The sequence below is a fragment of the Bacteroides sp. AR20 genome (genome assembly GCF_964250605.1).
GTDB lineage: Bacteria > Bacteroidota > Bacteroidia > Bacteroidales > Bacteroidaceae > Bacteroides > Bacteroides uniformis.
Window position 1 is genome coordinate 272,095 of sequence record NZ_CAXUGK010000002.1, and the last position, 19,218, is coordinate 291,312.

A 19,218-nucleotide genomic window follows, 5' to 3' on the forward strand; every position below is an offset into this window, starting at 1 on the left:
TATCGCTAATCATTAACCACTAACCATTAATTCCATGAAATACCAAGTTGCCATTATCGGTGGAGGTCCTGCGGGATATACTGCTGCCGAAGCTGCCGGAAAAGCAGGATTGAGTGTCGTACTATTTGAGAAGCAGAGTCTCGGTGGAGTGTGCCTGAATGAAGGGTGTATCCCTACCAAGACCTTGTTGTATTCGGCCAAGACCTATGACGGAGCCCGCCATGCTTCGAAGTATGCGGTCAGTGTGCCCGAAGTATCGTTTGATTTGCCCAAGATTATTGCCCGCAAGCAGAAGGTAGTACGCAAGCTGGTATTGGGAATCAAAGGAAAGCTGACTGCCCATGGTGTGACGATTGTCAGCGGAGAGGCCACAGTGACGGACAAGAATCATGTGGAGTGCGGCGGAGAAACCTACGAATGCGAGAACCTGCTGCTCTGCACCGGTTCCGAAACCTTTGTCCCTGCCATTCCCGGCATAGACAAGGTGCCTTACTGGACCCATCGTGACGCGCTGGACAACAAGGAACTGCCCGCTTCGCTTGCCATCATCGGCGGCGGTGTCATCGGTATGGAGTTCGCTTCTTTCTTCAACAGCCTGGGAGTGCAGGTAACCGTCGTCGAGATGCTGGACGAGATACTGGGAGGCGGTATGGACCGAGAGCTGGCGGGTATGCTCCGTGCAGAGTACGCCAAGCGGGGAATCAAGTTCATGCTGAGTGCAAAAGTAGTGTCTGTCATGCCGGATACTGCCGAAGCTTCTTCCCTTATCCAGGTGAATTATGAAACAGCCGATGGTCCCGGTTCCGTCGTTGCCGAACGGCTTCTGATGAGTGTCGGGCGCCGTCCGGTAATGAAAGGCTTCGGATTGGAGAATCTGGGCTTGGAAAGAACGGAGCGCGGAAATGTCTTTGTCAACGGACAGATGCAGACTTCAGTTCCCGGAGTATATGCTTGCGGCGACTTGACGGGATATTCCTTGCTGGCGCATACAGCCGTCCGCGAGGCGGAAGTAGCCATACATTCCATCATTGGCCGGAAGGACACTATGAGTTATCGTGCCATCCCCGGCGTGGTGTATACCAATCCCGAAATAGCCAGTGTGGGCGAGACAGAAGAATCCCTGCAGAAGAGAGGCATTGCCTATCGTGCCGTAAAGCTGCCGATGGCCTATAGTGGCCGTTTCGTCGCCGAGAACGAAGGTGTGAACGGTGTCTGCAAGTTACTGTTGGGCAGTGACGATACCGTATTGGGAGCACATGTCTTGGGCAATCCCGCTTCAGAAATCATAACGTTGGCAGGCATGGCCATCGAGCTGAAACTTACTGCCGATGAATGGAAGAAGATTGTCTTTCCGCACCCCACGGTGGGAGAGATATTCAAGGAGGCATTGTAGACCCCATGACTATTGTTTCATATAAACATAAAAGATGAAAACCGTAAAGCTAATCACCTGTGACGATGCCTTCCAGGCACACGTCATTCAGGGTGCCTTGGAGAATGAGGGCATTGCGTCTGTTTTGCATAATGAAAACATGTCTTCCGTGATGCGCGGATATGTCCGTGATGTCACGGGAGTGGATATATTTGTCTATGAGGACGAATATGACAATGCCCTCCGTCTGCTTGAACGGAACCAGATGATTCCGGAACAGTTGAGGTACTGCCCCCATTGCGGTTCGGATGAGATTAAGTTTGTGCTGAAGAAGAGCCATCGGGTGCGTGCTGTGGTGGCTGCTGTTATTGCGGCATTGTCGGCCGCACCTCCGGGCACTGAGCATTGGGAGTATGTATGCAGGAAGTGCGGCACTCATTTTGAGAAGCCGGTGGCGAAAGGAACAGTTGAAGAATAATCAGGTGTTTATTCTTTTAACCGCTTTTCAATCCAGTCCCGGTTTTTACGTCCCAATCGGCTTTCCGCAAAATCCAGGAAAGCCGATGTGTCTGTTATATGGGCTTGGATGACACCTGCCAGAAAGTTGAAGAAAGGTTCTTCACCCACTCGGACAAGCAGGTCGGCGAGTAGTACTGACCCTTTCCTATAGAGGGCAAGATGCGCTTCGCGGTCGTTGCGGTCAATACCCCAGATAGGACGGATATGGCGTGTTTCCTTACGGTAGACGTCGATGTAAGCGGCATAGGCTTTTTCGCCGCGGGCGTGGCGTATGTATTGCAAAGCACTGAATTCGGCAAAAGATTCGTTCAGCCAGTCGTGCCAAGATTCCACCGGAGCCTTGTTCCACCAGAAGTGGCCGATTTCGTGGGCGGTGTTCTTGAGTACATATTCATTGAATGTTCGGGAACTGAGCATAATGAAATTTTTACGGCTGTACCCTCCTGAGGTGCCGGAAGCTGAAAGCAGGAATTTCATGTAAATATCCTCATCTCCCGCAATTTTATAAAGGCGTCGGAAGAATTTCAAGGCATTGTGGCAACATTGAAGTGCCGAGTCTGCACCGGCATCCGGGAAGTCTGTATAGATAAGTTCAATGGTAGTTCCGTTATCATTGATGCGGCGGCTTTTCAGCATGGGTGAAGCCAGGATAACATTGTCGAAATTCTCCCAAGGTTGTTCCATTTCCCACATCCCTTCTTCTGTATGGGAAATAATACCTGAGCCGCTCACCGTATAACCGTCAGTGATGCCGATTCGTAAGTGCGAATAATCTGCCCGGTTACCGTTGCAGACAGGATACCATCCCGTATAGTAACCAAGTTCAATCCAATGGTCATTGAATGATTTTGCAGGGCCCTGCACTTCCTGCATGTAGAGTGTGTAACGGGTATTTATGCGGCAGCGGTCATCGGCTCCTGCCGGCCGGTAGAGGGTCAAGGTCCGTCCGTCGGGAATGAATTGGGCAGGTGCCGGGGCAAGCGTATCGAAACGGTAGGTTATCTCCCGGCTGCTGTGGCGTAGTGTGTCGATACGGGCATGGCGCCATAGTACCAACGAGATTGAGTCACTGTCCTGGAAATCAACTTCAAACGAACCGCCAACTTCGACTTGTCGGTTCGGTACATCAATCTGTACGGTTAAGTCATAACTGACAATGCGCGGAGATTCTTGTGCCCGAAGCATGGGGGAGAAAAGGAGGCATATTGTAAAGCTGGCAATTGTAAGTTGTAGTTTCATGGTACATCAATTTTAGAGTGATAGTAACTGGGAGATTTTGCCTATGCAATCTATGCAAAAGTAGTATTTTTAAAGGAATATTAAGATGGATGGCTGGATATAATTTATGAAAAGACTACCTCGTTGTTGTTCATTTGTAAGATTGTCGTACTTTTGCCTTTAAAGATAAATATATTTATGAAAAGGATATTGTTGCTGTTAATTTTATCCGTCTGCCTGCTCCCATTATGGCCCCAAGAGACGGTAACTCCGGTGAAGCCGCTCTCTGCGCGGATTGATGCGTTGATAGAACACAAACTTCCCGCAGGCTCTAATGTGGCCATTTCGGTCTATGACCTGACTGCCGGAAAGCCCTTGTACGGCTATCAGGCGGACAAGCTTTCCCGTCCCGCTTCCACCATGAAGCTGCTGACCACCATTACCGCCCTTTCCCGTCCCGAAGCCGACGAGCCGTTCCGTACGGAAGTGTGGTATCAGGGAACCATTGAGCGCGATACCTTGCAGGGGGATATGTATGTGATAGGCGGTTACGACCCGGAGTTTGATGAAGAGGCATTGGATTCCCTGGTGGCTACCGTGGCCCGTTTCCCCTTCTCTGTCATCAAAGGCAAGGTGTATGGAGATGTCTCCATGAAAGACTCCTTGTACTGGGGCAGCGGCTGGTTGTGGGATGATACTCCCTATTCCTTCCAGCCCTACCTCTCACCGCTGATGCTGAATAAAGGAGTGGTGAAGGTTACCGCCACACCCGGCGAACGGGGCGACAGCGCACGCCTTGAATGCACTCCCGCCTCTTCCTATTATACACTGACGAACAAGACCCAAAGCCGTACCCCTTCTGCCGGACGTTTCCGTGTGTCGCGCGACTGGCTGGTGAACGGGAACAACATCACCGTGACGGGCAACGTCGATGCCCGCCGTGCAGGTACGGTCAATATATTTTCTTCGCAGGACTTCTTCATGCATACCTTTATGGAACGGTTGCAGGCACGAGGCATCCGGTGCATTCCGGCGGCAGAAGCGGAAAGTCCGGAGAATGAAGTAGCGGAATCCGAAGCTTTTGAAACGGGTAAGCCCTCTTCCACTGCTTCTTCTTACCTCTTCGGTGAGTTCCGGCAAGACAGCCTCTCCGTACGGATGGCTTCCTATGAAACTTCCGTGCAGGATGTGGTGAAACAGATAATGAAGGAGAGCGATAATCTCAATGCCGAAGCCATGCTCTGCCGGTTGGGTGTGCAGAGCAGCGGAAAGAAGCGTGTCTCTGCCGAGGACGGGCTTTCTGCCATCCGCATGCTGATAAAAGAGATGGGATATAACCCCGATAGGTATAATCTGGCAGATGGTTGCGGTCTTTCCAATTACAACTACATTTCACCGGAACTCTTGGTTTCTTTCCTGCGATATGCCTACTCGCGTACGGATGTTTTCCAGAAACTTTATAAGGCTTTGCCCATTGGCGGCGTGGACGGTACACTGGAGTTCCGCATGAAGAAAGGCACCCTTTCCCACAGAAATGTACATGCCAAGACGGGTTCCTTTACCGCCATCAACTGCCTGGCCGGCTACCTTAAAGCCCGCAACGGACACGAGATAGCCTTTGCCATCATGAACCAGAATGCACTGTCGGGCAGGGAAGCACGCGCTTTCCAGGATGCGGTGTGTGATGAGATGATACGTTGAGGTTTAGCCATCGTAAAGTTGACCTTTAGCGTCGTAAAGTTAAGGTTTAGCTTCCTAATGCAGACCTTTACGGAGTGAGCCCCAAGAGTAGGGGAAATCATTCCTCTTTCGTATTGCGGTAGCGTGCCGGAGACATACCCAGATAAGACTTCACATACTTCCCGAAGAAAGACTGGTTGGGGAAATTAAATTCTTCTGCAATCTCCTTGATGGACTTGTCCGAATGCTTCAGCCGGTACTTGATGTGCTCGATGGCACTTTCGTTAATCAAGTCCAGCGGTGTACGTCCGCATGCCTGCTTGATGACCTTCGAAAAGTGTTTGGGACTATAGCATAGTGCATCGGCATAATATCCTACAGAACGGTGTATGCCGTTGTCTTTGGACAACATCTCTATAAACTTACGCAGGATATAGTCGGACTGTTTGATGCTTTCTTTTGTATCGACTGTCATTTCTGAAGGGTTCACTTCTTTGTTGAGGTGTCCCAACATCTCACAGAAAATGGCAGAAAACAAGTATTGCATCACTTCCCTGTGATAGTGATGAGGCTCGTCGTTTATCTTTGCCATAAGCAGTTCCCGGTAGAATTTGAAGATTTCCTTGTCCCCTTCCTCCCCGACAGACTTTATGGGATTGTTGTGGATATGCATAACGGTATTCCATGTATCCTTCTCCATCTTGACCACGCGTTGTAGGAACTGTGTGGAGAATGCGGCAAGCCTTATCTTGTGCTTTGGGCTTACCATCGCGTGGCTGATAATGGTATTGGGAAGGCCGAGCAGTAAGTCGCCTGCTTCCAGTTGGTAGGTTTTGTAGTTGACGTCCAACTGGATGCAGCCTTCTAGACAGATAGCGATAAGGAAGCATCCCAATCTTATTGTATCTTCATTGTAGGGGCTTCCCTCCAGACTGTTGATTATGACAAAGTCATTGTCTACATAGTCAAGGACATGTTCGCTGTTTTTAAAGTCCGCGATTTCTACGATTTTTATGTTCCCTTTCTCCATATTCTTCCTTTTTCGTTTTGCAAAGTTGGTGAATAATGGGAAATATGGGATGTTCCATTATGCGGCTTTCTTGTTCTATATGTCATTTATAGACAATTCATTAGCCTTAAAAAAGATGAATGTCGAAAAAGGAACATCTTTGGAGTGTAATTGGTCATTATGGCGTTGTTCCTTTCTCCTACTTTTGCCACCAGTTTTAACAAAAAGACAATGAGAAAAAGTATGATTACATTGAACAGGAAATGGATACGGCTGATAGGGATTGTCGGTTGTACAATGTGTTTGGCATCTTGCAAGCAGGCATCGGATGCTTCCGGAATGAAACCTTCTTATGCTACCATGAAAGTGGAGGCGACGGACAAAGAGCTTTCCACTTCGTACTCAGCAACGATACGCGGACGGCAGGACATAGATATTTATCCGCAAGTGTCGGGTACCATCGAGAAGTTGTGTGTGACCGAGGGGCAGAAGGTGCGCCGGGGACAACTGCTTTTCATCATCGACCAGGTTCCCTACAAGGCTGCACTCAAAACGGCCGTTGCCAATGTGGAAGCGGCACGTGCCGCACTGGCTACTGCCGAACTGACTTATAACAGCAACAAGGAATTGTATGCGCAGAAAGTGGTTTCGGAATTCAGCCTGAAGACTGCCGAAAACAGCTACCTTACCGCCAAGGCGCAACTCTCGCAGGCCGAGGCCCAGGAGATAAGCGCACGCAACAACCTCTCCTATACGGAAGTGAAGAGTCCCAGCGACGGGGTGGTGGGGGCATTGCCCTACCGTGCAGGGGCATTGGTCAGCCCCAGCTTGCCGCAACCGCTGACAACGGTCAGTGACAACAGCGACATGTACGTTTACTTTTCCATGACCGAGAACCAGTTGCTTGCCCTGACCCGCCAATACGGAAGCATGGACGAGGCATTGAAGAACATGCCTCAAGCGGAACTGAGACTGAACGACAATTCCGTCTATGACAAGAAAGGAACCATCGAGTCCATCAGTGGCGTCATTGACCGTCAGACGGGTACGGTAGTGGCACGTGTGGTATTTCCCAATGAATCGCGCCTGCTCCACAGTGGGGCGTCGGGCACGGTGGTGGTGCCTACCACTTATAAGAACTGTATTGTGATTCCGCAAGAGGCCACCGTGCAGTTGCAGGACAAGACAGTGGTATATAAGGTAGTGGATGGCAAGGCCGTTTCTGCCTTGATTACCGTGGCCGGAATAAATGACGGACGCGAATACGTAGTGCTGGACGGACTGGAAGTCGGCGACGAGATTGTTTCCACCGGTGCCGGACTGCTGCGCGAAGGGACACAGGTGAAATAATGAACTGCTATTTATCAACTATCAATGACCCATTAAGATGAAAGGAAATATATTTATAAAGCGGCCGGTGATGGCTATCTCCATATCCGTACTGATTCTGGTGATAGGGCTTATCTCGCTCTTTACGCTGCCGGTGGAACAGTATCCTGATATTGCACCTCCCACGGTGTACGTCAGCGCCAACTACACCGGTGCAGATGCCGAAGCCGTATTGAACAGTGTCATCATGCCGTTGGAGGAGAGCATCAACGGTGTGGAGAACATGATGTACATCAGCTCTACCGCCACCAATGCCGGTTCTGCCACCATACAGGTCTACTTCAAGCAGGGCACGGACCCCGACATGGCTGCGGTGAACGTACAGAACCGCGTATCCAAGGCGCAGGGACTGCTGCCTGCCGAAGTGACGAAAATCGGTGTGACTACCCAGAAGCGCCAGACCAGCTTCCTGCAAATCGGTGCTTTGGTAAGCACCGACGGACGCTACGACCAGACTTTCCTAGCCAATTACCTCGATATCAACGTGATTCCGCAGATTAAGCGTATCGAAGGTGTGGGTGATGTAATGGAGCTGGGCGATACATACAGCATGCGTATCTGGCTGAAACCGGAACGGATGGCGCAGTATGGACTGGTTCCTTCGGATGTGACCGCCGTATTGGGCGAGCAGAACATCGAAGCGCCTACCGGTTCGCTGGGCGAGAATTCAAAGAACGTGTTCCAGTTTACGATGAAGTATCGCGGACGTCTGAAGAGTGTGGAGGAATTCCAGAACACGGTGGTACGCTCGCAGAGTGACGGTTCCGTGCTCCGTCTGAAGGACGTGGCGGATGTGGAGCTGGGTACGCTGACCTATGGTTTCCGCAGTGAGATGGACAGCAAGCCGGCGGTACTTTTCATGATGTTCCAGACGGCAGGCTCCAACGCAACCGCCGTCAACAAGCAGATTACCGCACAGATAGACGAGATGAGGAAGAGCCTGCCCGAAGGGACGGAATTTGTGACGATGATGAGTTCCAACGACTTCCTCTTCGCTTCCATACACAATGTGGTGGAGACACTGGTCATTGCCATTATACTGGTAATTCTGGTGGTGTATTTCTTCCTGCAGGACTTCAAGAGTACGCTTATACCCTCCATTTCCATTATCGTGTCGCTGGTCGGCACGTTTGCCTGCCTGGTGGCTGCGGGGTTCAGTCTCAATATCCTGACGCTGTTTGCGTTGGTGCTTGCCATCGGTACGGTGGTGGACGATGCCATCGTGGTGGTGGAGGCGGTGCAGTCCAAGTTCGATGCCGGATACAAGTCCCCTTACCTTGCCACGAAGGATGCGATGGGCGATGTGACGATGGCCATCATCTCTTGTACCTGCGTGTTCATGGCGGTATTTATCCCCGTGACGTTTATGGGCGGTACTTCGGGCGTGTTCTATACGCAGTTCGGTGTCACGATGGCAACGGCGGTGGGCATCTCCATGATTTCGGCATTGACGCTTTGTCCCGCCTTGTGTGCCATCATGATGCGTCCGTCGGACGGTACGAAGAGTGCGAAGAGCATCAACGGACGGGTGCGTGCGGCATACAATGCCTCGTTCAACGCCGTGCTGGGCAAATATAAGAAAGGTGTGATGTTCTTCATCCACCACCGCTGGATGGTGTGGACTTCATTGGCGGCTACCGTCGTATTGCTGGTTTACCTGATGAGTACCACCAAGACGGGGCTTGTGCCGCAGGAGGACCAGGGTGTCATCATGGTGAACGTCAGCACGTCTCCGGGAAGCACGCTGGAAGAAACTACGAAGGTGATGAGCAAGCTGGAGGACATCCTGAAAAACACTCCCGAGATAGAACACTATTCCAAGGTGGCAGGATACGGACTGATGTCCGGTCAGGGCACTTCCTACGGTACCATCATCATCCGTCTGAAGGACTGGGGCGAGCGGAAGGGGAGCGAACACACGTCCGACGCTGTGGTGGCCCGTCTCAATGCCCAGTTCTACGGCGTGAAAGAGGCGCAGATATTCAGCTTCCAGCCGGGTATGATTCCGGGCTATGGTATGGGTAACTCCCTGGAGCTGAACCTACAGGACAGAACGGGTGGTGACATGGCTACGTTCTACGAGGCAGTGATACAGTTTCTGGGTGCGTTGAACCAGCGTCCTGAGGTGGCTATGGCGTATACCTCTTATGCTATGAACTTCCCGCAGGTATCGGTAGATGTAGATGCGGCCAAGTGTAAGCGTGCGGGCATCTCGCCGGGTGCGGTGCTCGACGCATTGGGCAGCTATTGCGGCGGTGCCTATATTTCCAACTACAATCAGTTTGGCAAGGTGTACCGCGTCATGATGCAGGCATCGCCCGAATATCGTCTGGACGAACAGGCACTGGGTAATATGTTTGTGCGCAACGGTACGGAGATGGCTCCGGTCAGCCAGTTCGTGACGTTGAACAAGGTGCTCGGTCCGGAGACGGCAAACCGTTTCAATCTGTACAGTGCCATCACCGCCAATGTGAACCCCGCCGAAGGATATTCCTCCGGCGAAGTGCAGAAAGTGATTGCGGAAGTGGCAGAACAGACATTGCCGCTGGGCTACGGTTACGAGTACGGAGGTATGGCACGTGAGGAAGCCAATACTGGTGGTGCGCAGACTGTCTTTATTTATGCCATCTGTATCTTCCTTATCTATCTCATCCTGGCATGTCTTTATGAGAGTTTCCTGATACCGTTTGCGGTCATCTTCTCCGTACCGTTCGGGCTGATGGGTTCATTCCTCTTTGCCAAGGTTCTGGGATTGGAGAACAACATCTATTTGCAGACGGGTGTGATTATGCTGATTGGCTTGCTCGCCAAGACGGCCATCCTGATTACGGAGTATGCCATCGAGCGGCGCCGCAAGGGAATGGGCATTGTGGAATCAGCTTATTCGGCCGCCCAGGTCCGTTTGCGTCCTATCCTGATGACGGTGCTGACGATGATATTCGGTATGCTTCCGCTGATGTTCTCGAGTGGTGCGGGCGCCAACGGTAACTCTTCGCTGGGTACGGGCGTAGTAGGCGGCATGCTTGTGGGCACATTGGCGCTGCTATTTGTGGTTCCCGTATTCTATATCATCTTTGAGTACTTGCAGGAGAAGGTTCGTCCGCCAATGGAGGAAGAAGCCGATATGCAGGTATTGCTTGAAAAGCAGAAGAGTGAGGCAGAACGGGCGAAAGATTGAGGAAAATAAAATAAAAACAGATTGGAACAATGAAGAAACATATCATCCTATTGTCCGCCGCCGGTTTGCTGTTCAGCAGTTGCGGCGTGTACACCAAATACAAACCCGCTACCGAGGTCCCCGACGGCCTCTATGGGGAAGAAATGGCAGCTTTTACGGAGAGCCTCGCCGGTTCTCCGGCTGCCACCGAAGACAGCCTGGACCTTGGCCTGGGCGGCATGGACTGGCACGAGCTTTTCACCGACCCGCATCTGCAGGCACTCATCGGACAAGGGTTGCAGAACAATACCGACTACCAGTCGGCACAGCTCCGCGTGGAAGAGGCTGAAGCCACCCTGCTGTCCGCAAAGCTTGCCTTCCTGCCCTCCTTTGCCCTTGCGCCGCAGGGCACGGTGAGCAGCTTTGACAGCCGCAAGGCCACACAGACCTATTCGCTGCCCGTTACTGCCAGTTGGGAGCTGGATGTTTTCGGCCGCATGCGCAATGCCAAGAAACAGTCGAAGGCGCTCTATGCGCAGAGTCAGGACTATCTCCAGGCCGTGCGTACCCAGCTCATTGCCGGGATAGCCAATACTTACTATACCCTGCTGATGCTGGACCAGCAGCTTGCCATCTCCAGGCAGACCGAAGAGACATGGCGGGAAACCGTTGCTTCCACCCGTGCCCTGATGAATGCGGGCATGGCGAACGAGTCCGCCGTGTCGCAGATGGAGGCCACGTACTATCAGGTGCAGACTTCCGTGCTTGATTTGGAAGAACAGATAAACCAGGTGGAGAACAGCCTTGCGCTGTTGCTGGCAGAGACGCCCCGTCATTACGAGCGCGGTGTGCTGGCAGAGCAGCAGTTCCCTGTGGGCTTTTCTATAGGGATTCCTGTTCAGATGCTTTCCTGCCGTCCTGATGTCCGCTCGGCTGAGCGGACACTGGAAGCGGCGTTCTACGGCACCAATGCGGCGCGCTCTGCCTTCTATCCCTCCATCACGCTGGGCGGGAGTGCGGGCTGGACCAATTCTGCCGGTTCAATGATTGTGAATCCCGGCAAGTTCCTGGCTTCGGCAGTGGGTTCGCTGACGCAGCCGCTCTTTGCCCGCGGGCAGGTCATTGCACAGTACCGCATAGCCCGTGCCCAGCAGGAGGAGGCTTCCCTTGCCTTCCAGCAGACATTGCTGAATGCAGGCAGCGAGGTGAACGATGCCTTGACTGCCTGGCAGACAAGCCTATCCAAAAGCGAACTGCTGGACAAGCAGGTAGCTTCCTTGCAGACAGCTGCCCGCAGCACTTCCCTGCTGATGGAGCATGGCAACACCACCTATCTGGAGGTGCTTACCGCCCGGCAGACATTGCTCAACGCACAACTGGCACAGACGGCAAATCGATTTTCTGAAATACAAAGCCTGATTAACCTCTACAAGGCGTTAGGGGGAGGTCAGGAATAGAGTGTCATCATACTACTCTCTCTGCATCTTCATTTTAAATGTGAAGGAAGGGCTGTCCGGGAAGTGATTCCAGGCAGCCCGTTTTCAATGAATAGGAGGGATCAAATGGAGGCAAGTATTTCTCTAGACAAATTATTGCAGTTTTTCACTCAATGCGAACGATAAGCGTTGGCTCGGTGAGAGATCGATTGAAGAAACTGAAAAGGAAACTGAAGCAAAAGATAGTGAGTTTACCGGTAAGAAGGAGGTTTTGCCAGGAATTGATACAGGGATGTAGTAGGTACTGAAATAGCTTGTTGTTGGAACTATAGATGCAGCGTGTTCCATCTATATATGCAACGCGTTGCATATATAGATCCAGCAAACCGGAAATATACATGCAACGCGGTATATCTTTCGGGCGGTTTTTCTCCGCCTTTTTAGGGAGCAGTTTATTTATACTGTGCCCAGTCTACATTCTTCATGTCTCCACTTTTGGCCAGCTCAGCGTGCATAGCCAGTGCGGCGCGCAGGGCATGGGGAGTCTGTGACTTGCCGTCGGTCAGTTTCAGGTAATCCCACAGAATGTTCTTGTAGTCCGGATGAACACAGTTTTCGATGATGGCTTGTGCACGTTCTTTCGGACTCTTGCCGCGGAGGTCGGCCACACCTTGTTCGGTGATGATGATGTTGACGTCATGCTCCGTGTGGTCCATGTGCGAAACCATCGGCACGATAGCCGAGATTTTACCTTCCTTGGCAACGGACGGACAAGTGAAGATGGAGATATAGGCATTGCGGGTGAAGTCACCGCTTCCGCCGATGCCGTTCATCATCTTGGTTCCGCCGATGTGCGTGGAGTTTACGTTGCCGTAGATGTCGGCTTCGATGGCGGTGTTGATGGAGATGATACCGAGCCGGCGCACCACTTCCGGGCTGTTGGAGATTTCCGACGGACGGAGCACCAGTTTGTTGCGGAAGAAGTCCATATCCTGGTAGATACCTTCCAGACAGTCGTTCGTTACGGTCAGTGAGCAGGCGCTGCCGAATTTCACGCGGCCTTCGCGGATAAGTCCGATAACGGAGTTCTGGATGACTTCTGTGTACATTTCAAAAGCGGGGATGGTCTTGTCACGTCCCAAAGCACCCAATACGGCATTGGCAATGTTACCCACACCGGATTGCAGCGGCAGGAAGGTAGGCGGAATGATTCCGCGTTTCATGTCGGCGGCAAGGAAGTCGGCCACGTTCTGTCCGATTTTGTCGGTCAGCGGGTCGGCGGCGGCAAACGAACGTGCCTCGTCCGGCCAGTTGGTCTCCACTACGCCGACAATCTTTTTCGGGTCTACCTGGATGTAGGGCAGGCCGATACGGTCACTCGGTTTGTAGATGGGGATTTCGCGGCGGTAAGGAGGGTCGAGGGGTTCGTAGACGTCGTGCAGGCCCATGGCGTTCTTGCTGTGGGCGGCATTCAGTTCCACGATAATCTGGTCGGCCAGGCGGCAGACAGTCGGAGCGATACCGCCGGCTGCCGTCAGGTAGATTTTACCGTCGGGAGTAACCTCGCATGCCTCGATGATGGCAACATTCACTTTTCCCATGAAACCGTAACGGACTTCCTGAGCCATCTGTGAAAGGTGGATGTCGTTGTAGGCTATTTCACCGTTGTTCACGGCTTTACGGAAATCGGCGTTGGTGGTGTAAGGAGCACGGTAGCGGATAGCTTTGGCGCGTGAAAGGATACCGTCGCAGGAATCTCCGGTAGAAGCACCGGTGAAGATACCTATCTGGAACGGGTTTCCTTTTGCATGTTCTGCTTCCGCGATTTTTGCTAATTCAGCCGTAACGGCTTTGGCTGTTCCTGCGGGGGTAAATCCGCTCAAGCCGATGTTGTAGCCATGTTTAATCAGGCTCGCAGCTTCTGCTGCCGAAATGTAATTGAGTGCCATAATATAAATAGTTATTTTTTCGTGTAAAGATTCTGAAGGGGCTCGTAATTGGTTCTGCAATTATCGACTGTCTTTAATATTTCCGTTGAAGTATTTCTGACCAGATGATGGCTTTCCTCGCTTCTTCTGCCGAGTGGATGCCGTATTCGGACGTTACTTCATCGGATTCCTGCGGACGGGATGCCGGGGAGGGAGGGGAAGCCTTTATGGAAGTGTGCTTGGATTTGGCAGACGGTTTGGATACCGGCTTGGGCTTTTCTGCCGGCTTGGGGCCTTCGGGAATAAAGCCTCCGTAAGTATCTCCGCCCCAGTATTCGGGCAGTGGGTTGTCAACGTCGGGCATAGGTATGTCGGGACTCTTGTCAGCATTTTTATTTGCTTCTTTCTTAAACTGCTTGACGAGTCCGATTACTATGACAGCCGCAACTAACAGAAACTTGAAGACATCTTCCATATTCTTTTTGATTTTCCACCCAAAGATAGTGCAATTATCTCTTATCTTTGCTTTTGGGCAAAGTTAATTATTTAATCTGATTACAGCCAAGGAATTGGTAATAAAAAAGGGCAGCTTCACAGCTCCCCTTAATTTTTTTAACCTAAACCTTAACTATGAAAAAATCTAATGTTTCTTTCATTCCACAAATTTGTGAATTAATTTGCTCTATGCCAAATTAACACTCGGAAAATGTTTGCTCTCTTAACATAAATTAGCTGATAAGGCGCAGATTGACAACTTGTAATGGCATTTTTCTTTCATTTCATCCGTTTATTGGGAGGGAAGAAGTATCTTTGCGCTCCGGATGACAGATACCAACTTATGATATAAACTGATTTTAAACGAACTGATTATGGAAAAAGTAACGGGAGCAGACTTTAAATCTGCAACTGCTGATGACAACAAGAAGTTGTTTATCGAGACTTACGGCTGCCAGATGAATGTGGCCGACAGTGAAGTGATTGCATCCGTCATGCAGATGGCAGGATATTCGGTGGCCGACACCCTGGAGGAAGCCGATGCAGTGTTTATGAACACCTGCTCCATCCGCGACAATGCGGAGCAGAAGATTCTGAACCGTCTGGAGTTCTTCCACTCGCTCAAGAAGAAGAAACGCGGCTTGATAGTGGGTGTGCTGGGCTGTATGGCAGAGCGTGTGAAGGACGACTTAATCACCAACCATCATGTGGACCTGGTGGTGGGGCCGGATGCCTACCTTACTCTGCCCGAACTGATTGCCTCGGTAGAGGCCGGTGAGAAAGCAATGAACGTGGAGCTCTCCACCACAGAGACCTATCGGGATGTCATCCCCTCGCGCATTTGCGGAAACCACATCTCCGGCTTCGTCTCCATCATGCGTGGGTGCAATAATTTCTGTACTTACTGCATCGTTCCCTACACCCGTGGCCGTGAGCGTAGCCGTGATGTGGAAAGCATCCTCAATGAAGTGGCCGACCTCGTGGCAAAGGGTTATAAGGAAGTCACCCTGCTGGGACAGAACGTCAATTCCTACCGCTTCGAGAAGCCGGACGGAGAGACGATTACTTTCCCAATGCTGCTGCGCACCGTGGCAGAGGCAGCGCCGGGCGTACGTATCCGTTTCACTACCTCGCACCCTAAAGACATGAGCGACGAAACTCTCCAGGTCATTGCCGACATGCCCAACGTATGTAAGCACATCCACCTGCCGGTACAGAGTGGGAGCAGCCGCATCCTGAAGCTGATGAACCGCAAGTACGACCGCGAGTGGTATATGGACCGCGTGGCAGCCATCCGCCGCATCATCCCCGATTGTGGCTTGTCTACGGATATATTCTCCGGTTTCCATAGTGAGACGGAGGAGGACCACCGGCTTTCCCTCTCGCTGATGGAGGAGTGCGGATACGATTCCGCCTTCATGTTCAAGTACAGCGAACGCCCCGGTACGCATGCTTCCAAGCACCTGCCGGACGATGTGCCCGAGGAGGTGAAGATTCGCCGTCTGAATGAAATCATCGCCTTGCAAAACCGTCTCTCTGCCGAGGCGAATGCCCGTTGCGTGGGCAAGACGTACGAGGTGCTGGTGGAAGGTGTTTCCAAACGCAGCCGCGACCAGCTGTTCGGCCGTACGGAGCAGAACCGTGTGGTGGTGTTTGACCGTGGCACGCACCGTGTGGGCGATTTTGTGATGGTGAAGGTTACCGAATCCAGTTCGGCTACGCTGAAAGGAGAAGAGGTAGCCGGCTGACGGGATAGAAAAGTCTCGATGACATCAGTATGATGACACCGGTATATAGAATAAAAGCACGAGCCGTGAGGCTCGTGCTTTTCATATTATAAACTTTAAATTTTATTCTGCCATGGCCAGAATATTCGCTACGTAGTCGGTCTTGTTGTAGCTTACCAGGGTCAATTCGGACTTTGGCGCGTCCTGATTGTAGAGTTTGTAAGCTACCGGCATGTTTTCATCGTTCAATTCATACACACTTTTCTTTATGTCTTTGTCATAAGCCTTGTGAGACTCGTTCCAACGTGCGTAGGACATGGTGATTTCATCATTGCCATATTGGTATGTCATCTTGAAGTAAGGTATCCATTCATCTTTTGCACCGTCCCACTTGGAGGCTTCCTTGCAGGTTAGGCGTTTCTGGTCGTCATAAGAGTATTCATAACGGATGTGCCGGTAAAGTTGTGCGCCGTCTTGCTTAAAGATGGTCTTGGCAACTACTAATTCGTTTTTCACTTCTTCATTGGTGATGAAGTTGTTTTCCTGAGCTTTCACTTCTGTATTCATAACGCTTACGATAGTCATTGCTACGAATGCGACTGCCTTGAATAAATTTGTAGTTTTCATAATCTTTATTTTTAATTGTTGTTACTTACTCTGTTTCTTTTAGACGTTGTTCCCGATTAAAAGGTTGCATTCCAACTAATCTTTTTCTCAAACGCCTTCGCCTAATTATAGTCAATTCCCATGCCAAATATTTAAGTTGTTGATAATCAATGAATAAATGCTTTCGAAAACTGTTCATTATCGGACAGTTGTCCGCTTAATATCGAACAGTCGGTCATTCGTTCCGCCGGCTGGCCGGAGTAAGCGTTTGTTTTCTTAAATCTCCTTAATGGAAGCCCTATAAATCACTTTTTATTTGTTATTTTGCACCAAATTTAGGTATAGTGTGGTCTGTTTCATTTGGGCTGCACTTCCTTATTGGCAGAACGTTCGATGAATAAACTCACTATAAAAGCTTGTCCGTTATGTGGTGGAACGCATTTGGAGCGTGCCCTGACATGTGTAGACCATTATGCCTCGGGCGAAATGTTCCACTTGTGCCGCTGCCGGGATTGCGGTTTCCTTTTCACGCAAGACTTTCCCGTGGAGGCTGAAATCGGTCGTTACTACGAAACTCCTGATTACATTTCACATACCGATACCCGCAAGGGGGCGATGAACTCCGTGTACCACTGGGTGCGCAACTATATGCTGGGACGCAAGGCACGTCTTGTGGTCCGTGAAGCACACCGCAAGGAGGGCCGTCTGCTGGATTTGGGTACGGGGACCGGTTACTTTGCCGATGCCATGCAGCGTCGCGGCTGGCAGGTGGAAGCTGTGGAAAAGAGTGCGCAGGCGCGTGCCTTTGCCAAAGAACACTTCAATCTGGATGTGAAACCCCATACGGCATTGAAAGATTTTGCACCGGGCAGTTTCGACGTCATCACCTTATGGCATGTCATGGAACATCTGGAACCCCTTAACGAAACGTGGGAAACCCTGCACTCCCTGCTGACTGAAAAAGGGGTGCTGATTGTAGCTGTGCCCAACTGTTCCTCCTTCGACGCAAAGAAATACGGGGCTTACTGGGCTGCCTACGATGTGCCCCGCCATTTGTGGCACTTCACACCGGGCACCATCCAGCAATTCGGTTCCAAGCATGGTTTCATCATGGCAGAGCGGCATCCCATGCCGTTCGATGCCTTCTACGTCTCCATGCTGACAGAAAAGCACATGAGGCACTCGTGTACTTTCCTGCGGGGAATGGTGACCGGTACACTGGCCTGGTTCAGCGCGTTGGTGAAGAAGGAACGCAGCAGTTCCATGATTTACGTGTTCAGGAAGAAAGGGTGAGAAAAGGGATTAGGGATTAATGATTAATAGCGACTGATTTACATAACTTGTAGCTTGTAACTCGTAACTTATAATTGGTATAATGAAAGCAAAGAATAACTCGGTATCCTATTTTGACATGCAGTTCATTACGTCCAGCATCAGTACGACGCTGGTGTTACTGCTGTTGGGGCTGGTTGTATTCTTTGTGCTCGCGGCTCATAATCTTTCCGTGTACGTCAAGGAGAACATCAGTTTCTCCGTGCTTGTCAGTGACGACATGAAGGAGAGCGACATCCTGAAGCTTCAGAAGAGGCTGGACAAGGAGGCTTTTGTGAAGCAGACGGAATACATTTCCAAGAAGCAGGCACTCCGCGAGCAGACTGAGGCGATGGGTACGGACCCGCAAGAGTTCCTCGGCTACAATCCTTTCACTGCCTCCATCGAAATCAAGCTGCATTCCGACTATGCCAATTCGGACAGCATCGCCAAAATAGAGAAACTGATTAAAAAGAATACCAATATCCAGGAAGTGCTCTACCAGAAAGACTTGATAGATGCCGTGAACGATAATATAAGGAATATCAGCTTGATGCTGCTGGGGCTGGCTGTGATACTGACGTTTATCTCCTTTGCGCTGATAAACAACACCATCCGTCTGGCTATATATTCCAAGCGTTTCCTTATCCACACCATGAAGCTGGTGGGAGCAAGCTGGGCATTCATCCGTCGTCCGTTTCTGCGGCGCAATTTCTGGATAGGTGTGCTGGCCGCTTTCATAGCCGACAGCATTCTGTGGGGAGCCGCCTATTGGCTGGTGTCCTACGAACCGGAGTTGGTCAAGGTGATTACGCCCGAGGTGATGGTGCTGGTGTCGGGTGCCGTGCTGGTGTTCGGTGTACTTATTACGTGGCTGTGCGCTTTGCTTTCCATCAACAAATATCTGAGGATGAAGGCAAGCACACTGTATTATATTTAACGCCTTGAAGTGCATAGAGAGAAAGCACTGTTATCGCAGCCCCCAAATAGTAAATTGTAAATAGTAAAATAGTAAATGTATAGATGAGTAAAGAGAAATTCGCTTTTGATAAGACCAATTTTATCCTGCTTGGCATCGGAATGGCGGTGGTTATCATTGGTTTTCTTCTGATGACCGGCCCCGTGTCTACCTCGACGACCTTTGAACCGGACATTTTTAGTGTGAGACGCATCAAGGTGGCTCCGGTAGTTTGCCTGCTGGGGTTTGTGTTCATGATATATGCCGTGCTGCGCAAGCCTAAAAGCTGTCGTGCAGAGGAGTAAACTTTCAGACGCGGATTACACAGATGACGCAGATTGGAATATTAGAAATCCGCGTCATCTGCGTTATCTGCGTCTGAAAAATAATCAGAAAGAAAGTAGTAACAGAGC

The 19,218-nt window shown here is 50.9% G+C and carries 15 protein-coding genes; 10 read left to right on the plus strand and 5 right to left on the minus strand.

Annotated features, from left to right (window positions below):
- Positions 1–34: 34 nt before the first annotated feature.
- Positions 35–1,393, plus strand: a complete 1,359-nt coding sequence (gene lpdA, locus ACESTD_RS02355) for a dihydrolipoyl dehydrogenase (RefSeq protein WP_195288463.1) — start codon at positions 35–37, stop codon at positions 1,391–1,393.
- A gap of 34 nt (positions 1,394–1,427) precedes the next feature.
- Positions 1,428–1,850: a DUF2007 domain-containing protein gene (locus tag ACESTD_RS02360; protein ID WP_061412806.1), complete on the plus strand. Its 423-nt coding sequence runs from the start codon at positions 1,428–1,430 to the stop codon at positions 1,848–1,850.
- Between the two features lie 8 nt (positions 1,851–1,858).
- On the opposite strand, the gene ACESTD_RS02365 is transcribed toward ACESTD_RS02360, so the two are convergent.
- Complete coding sequence (locus ACESTD_RS02365; protein ID WP_373158604.1) at positions 1,859–3,130, minus strand: M1 family aminopeptidase; 1,272 nt, start codon at positions 3,128–3,130, stop codon at positions 1,859–1,861.
- Between the two features lie 177 nt (positions 3,131–3,307).
- Between ACESTD_RS02365 and ACESTD_RS02370 the strand changes: the two genes are divergently transcribed.
- A complete protein-coding gene (locus ACESTD_RS02370; protein WP_005833985.1) occupies positions 3,308–4,810 on the plus strand; it encodes a D-alanyl-D-alanine carboxypeptidase/D-alanyl-D-alanine-endopeptidase in 1,503 nt (500 codons plus the stop codon).
- 97 nt (positions 4,811–4,907) lie between these two features.
- Here the strand turns inward: ACESTD_RS02370 and ACESTD_RS02375 are convergent, their stop codons facing one another.
- A complete protein-coding gene (locus ACESTD_RS02375; RefSeq protein ID WP_005825269.1) occupies positions 4,908–5,819 on the minus strand; it encodes an AraC family transcriptional regulator in 912 nt (303 codons plus the stop codon).
- 222 nt (positions 5,820–6,041) lie between these two features.
- Between ACESTD_RS02375 and ACESTD_RS02380 the strand changes: the two genes are divergently transcribed.
- From ACESTD_RS02380 to ACESTD_RS02390, 3 genes are read left to right on the plus strand one after another with little or no spacing between them, the layout of a single operon-like run.
- Positions 6,042–7,148 carry an efflux RND transporter periplasmic adaptor subunit gene (locus ACESTD_RS02380; protein ID WP_009037532.1) on the plus strand — a complete coding sequence of 369 codons (1,107 nt, stop codon included), beginning with the start codon at positions 6,042–6,044 and terminating at the stop codon, positions 7,146–7,148.
- 37 nt (positions 7,149–7,185) lie between these two features.
- On the plus strand, positions 7,186–10,365 hold the full coding sequence (locus ACESTD_RS02385; RefSeq protein ID WP_061412798.1) for an efflux RND transporter permease subunit: 3,180 nt from the start codon (positions 7,186–7,188) through the stop codon (positions 10,363–10,365).
- 29 nt (positions 10,366–10,394) lie between these two features.
- Complete coding sequence (locus ACESTD_RS02390; RefSeq protein WP_117958541.1) at positions 10,395–11,801, plus strand: TolC family protein; 1,407 nt, start codon at positions 10,395–10,397, stop codon at positions 11,799–11,801.
- Between the two features lie 431 nt (positions 11,802–12,232).
- Here the strand turns inward: ACESTD_RS02390 and ACESTD_RS02395 are convergent, their stop codons facing one another.
- Positions 12,233–13,729: an acetyl-CoA hydrolase/transferase family protein gene (locus ACESTD_RS02395; RefSeq protein WP_117880925.1), complete on the minus strand. Its 1,497-nt coding sequence runs from the start codon at positions 13,727–13,729 to the stop codon at positions 12,233–12,235.
- A 73-nt stretch (positions 13,730–13,802) separates the two neighbouring features.
- Positions 13,803–14,183, minus strand: coding sequence for a hypothetical protein (locus tag ACESTD_RS02400; protein WP_005825277.1), 381 nt, complete (start codon positions 14,181–14,183; stop codon positions 13,803–13,805).
- Between the two features lie 394 nt (positions 14,184–14,577).
- Here ACESTD_RS02400 and miaB point away from each other — a divergent pair, with 394 nt between their 5' ends.
- On the plus strand, positions 14,578–15,951 hold the full coding sequence (gene miaB, locus ACESTD_RS02405; RefSeq protein ID WP_120137250.1) for a tRNA (N6-isopentenyl adenosine(37)-C2)-methylthiotransferase MiaB: 1,374 nt from the start codon (positions 14,578–14,580) through the stop codon (positions 15,949–15,951).
- A gap of 102 nt (positions 15,952–16,053) precedes the next feature.
- Here miaB and ACESTD_RS02410 read toward each other — a convergent pair whose 3' ends face one another.
- Entirely contained in the window at positions 16,054–16,557 is a 504-nt protein-coding gene (locus tag ACESTD_RS02410) for a DUF3836 domain-containing protein (RefSeq protein ID WP_373158603.1), read from the minus strand.
- Between the two features lie 372 nt (positions 16,558–16,929).
- On the opposite strand from ACESTD_RS02410, the gene ACESTD_RS02415 reads away from it, so the two are divergent.
- The 3 genes from ACESTD_RS02415 to ACESTD_RS02425 all read left to right on the plus strand — a co-directional run bounded on the left by ACESTD_RS02415 (position 16,930) and on the right by ACESTD_RS02425 (position 19,110).
- The gene (locus ACESTD_RS02415) at positions 16,930–17,829 is read left to right on the plus strand and encodes a bifunctional 2-polyprenyl-6-hydroxyphenol methylase/3-demethylubiquinol 3-O-methyltransferase UbiG (RefSeq protein WP_005833996.1); all 900 of its coding nucleotides are present in this window, start codon (positions 16,930–16,932) and stop codon (positions 17,827–17,829) included.
- A gap of 82 nt (positions 17,830–17,911) precedes the next feature.
- Positions 17,912–18,787: an ABC transporter permease gene (locus ACESTD_RS02420; protein ID WP_005825286.1), complete on the plus strand. Its 876-nt coding sequence runs from the start codon at positions 17,912–17,914 to the stop codon at positions 18,785–18,787.
- 83 nt (positions 18,788–18,870) lie between these two features.
- Positions 18,871–19,110 carry a DUF3098 domain-containing protein gene (locus ACESTD_RS02425; RefSeq protein WP_120137248.1) on the plus strand — a complete coding sequence of 80 codons (240 nt, stop codon included), beginning with the start codon at positions 18,871–18,873 and terminating at the stop codon, positions 19,108–19,110.
- Positions 19,111–19,218 lie beyond the last annotated feature (108 nt).

Excerpts from the sequence above, each read along its gene's own strand:
- ACESTD_RS02365 (WP_373158604.1), bottom strand. The coding sequence starts at position 3,130 with ATGAAACTACAACTTACAATTGCCAGCTTTACAATATGCCTCCTTTTC.
- ACESTD_RS02375 (WP_005825269.1), bottom strand. The coding sequence starts at position 5,819 with ATGGAGAAAGGGAACATAAAAATCGTAGAAATCGCGGACTTTAAAAAC.
- ACESTD_RS02385 (WP_061412798.1), top strand. The coding sequence starts at position 7,186 with ATGAAAGGAAATATATTTATAAAGCGGCCGGTGATGGCTATCTCCATA.
- miaB (WP_120137250.1), top strand. The coding sequence starts at position 14,578 with ATGGAAAAAGTAACGGGAGCAGACTTTAAATCTGCAACTGCTGATGAC.
- ACESTD_RS02380 (WP_009037532.1), top strand. The coding sequence starts at position 6,042 with ATGATTACATTGAACAGGAAATGGATACGGCTGATAGGGATTGTCGGT.
- ACESTD_RS02395 (WP_117880925.1), bottom strand. The coding sequence starts at position 13,729 with ATGGCACTCAATTACATTTCGGCAGCAGAAGCTGCGAGCCTGATTAAA.
- ACESTD_RS02390 (WP_117958541.1), top strand. The coding sequence starts at position 10,395 with ATGAAGAAACATATCATCCTATTGTCCGCCGCCGGTTTGCTGTTCAGC.
- ACESTD_RS02370 (WP_005833985.1), top strand. The coding sequence starts at position 3,308 with ATGAAAAGGATATTGTTGCTGTTAATTTTATCCGTCTGCCTGCTCCCA.
- ACESTD_RS02415 (WP_005833996.1), top strand. The coding sequence starts at position 16,930 with ATGAATAAACTCACTATAAAAGCTTGTCCGTTATGTGGTGGAACGCAT.
- ACESTD_RS02420 (WP_005825286.1), top strand. The coding sequence starts at position 17,912 with ATGAAAGCAAAGAATAACTCGGTATCCTATTTTGACATGCAGTTCATT.
- ACESTD_RS02425 (WP_120137248.1), top strand. The coding sequence starts at position 18,871 with ATGAGTAAAGAGAAATTCGCTTTTGATAAGACCAATTTTATCCTGCTT.
- ACESTD_RS02410 (WP_373158603.1), bottom strand. The coding sequence starts at position 16,557 with ATGAAAACTACAAATTTATTCAAGGCAGTCGCATTCGTAGCAATGACT.
- lpdA (WP_195288463.1), top strand. The coding sequence starts at position 35 with ATGAAATACCAAGTTGCCATTATCGGTGGAGGTCCTGCGGGATATACT.
- ACESTD_RS02400 (WP_005825277.1), bottom strand. The coding sequence starts at position 14,183 with ATGGAAGATGTCTTCAAGTTTCTGTTAGTTGCGGCTGTCATAGTAATC.
- ACESTD_RS02360 (WP_061412806.1), top strand. The coding sequence starts at position 1,428 with ATGAAAACCGTAAAGCTAATCACCTGTGACGATGCCTTCCAGGCACAC.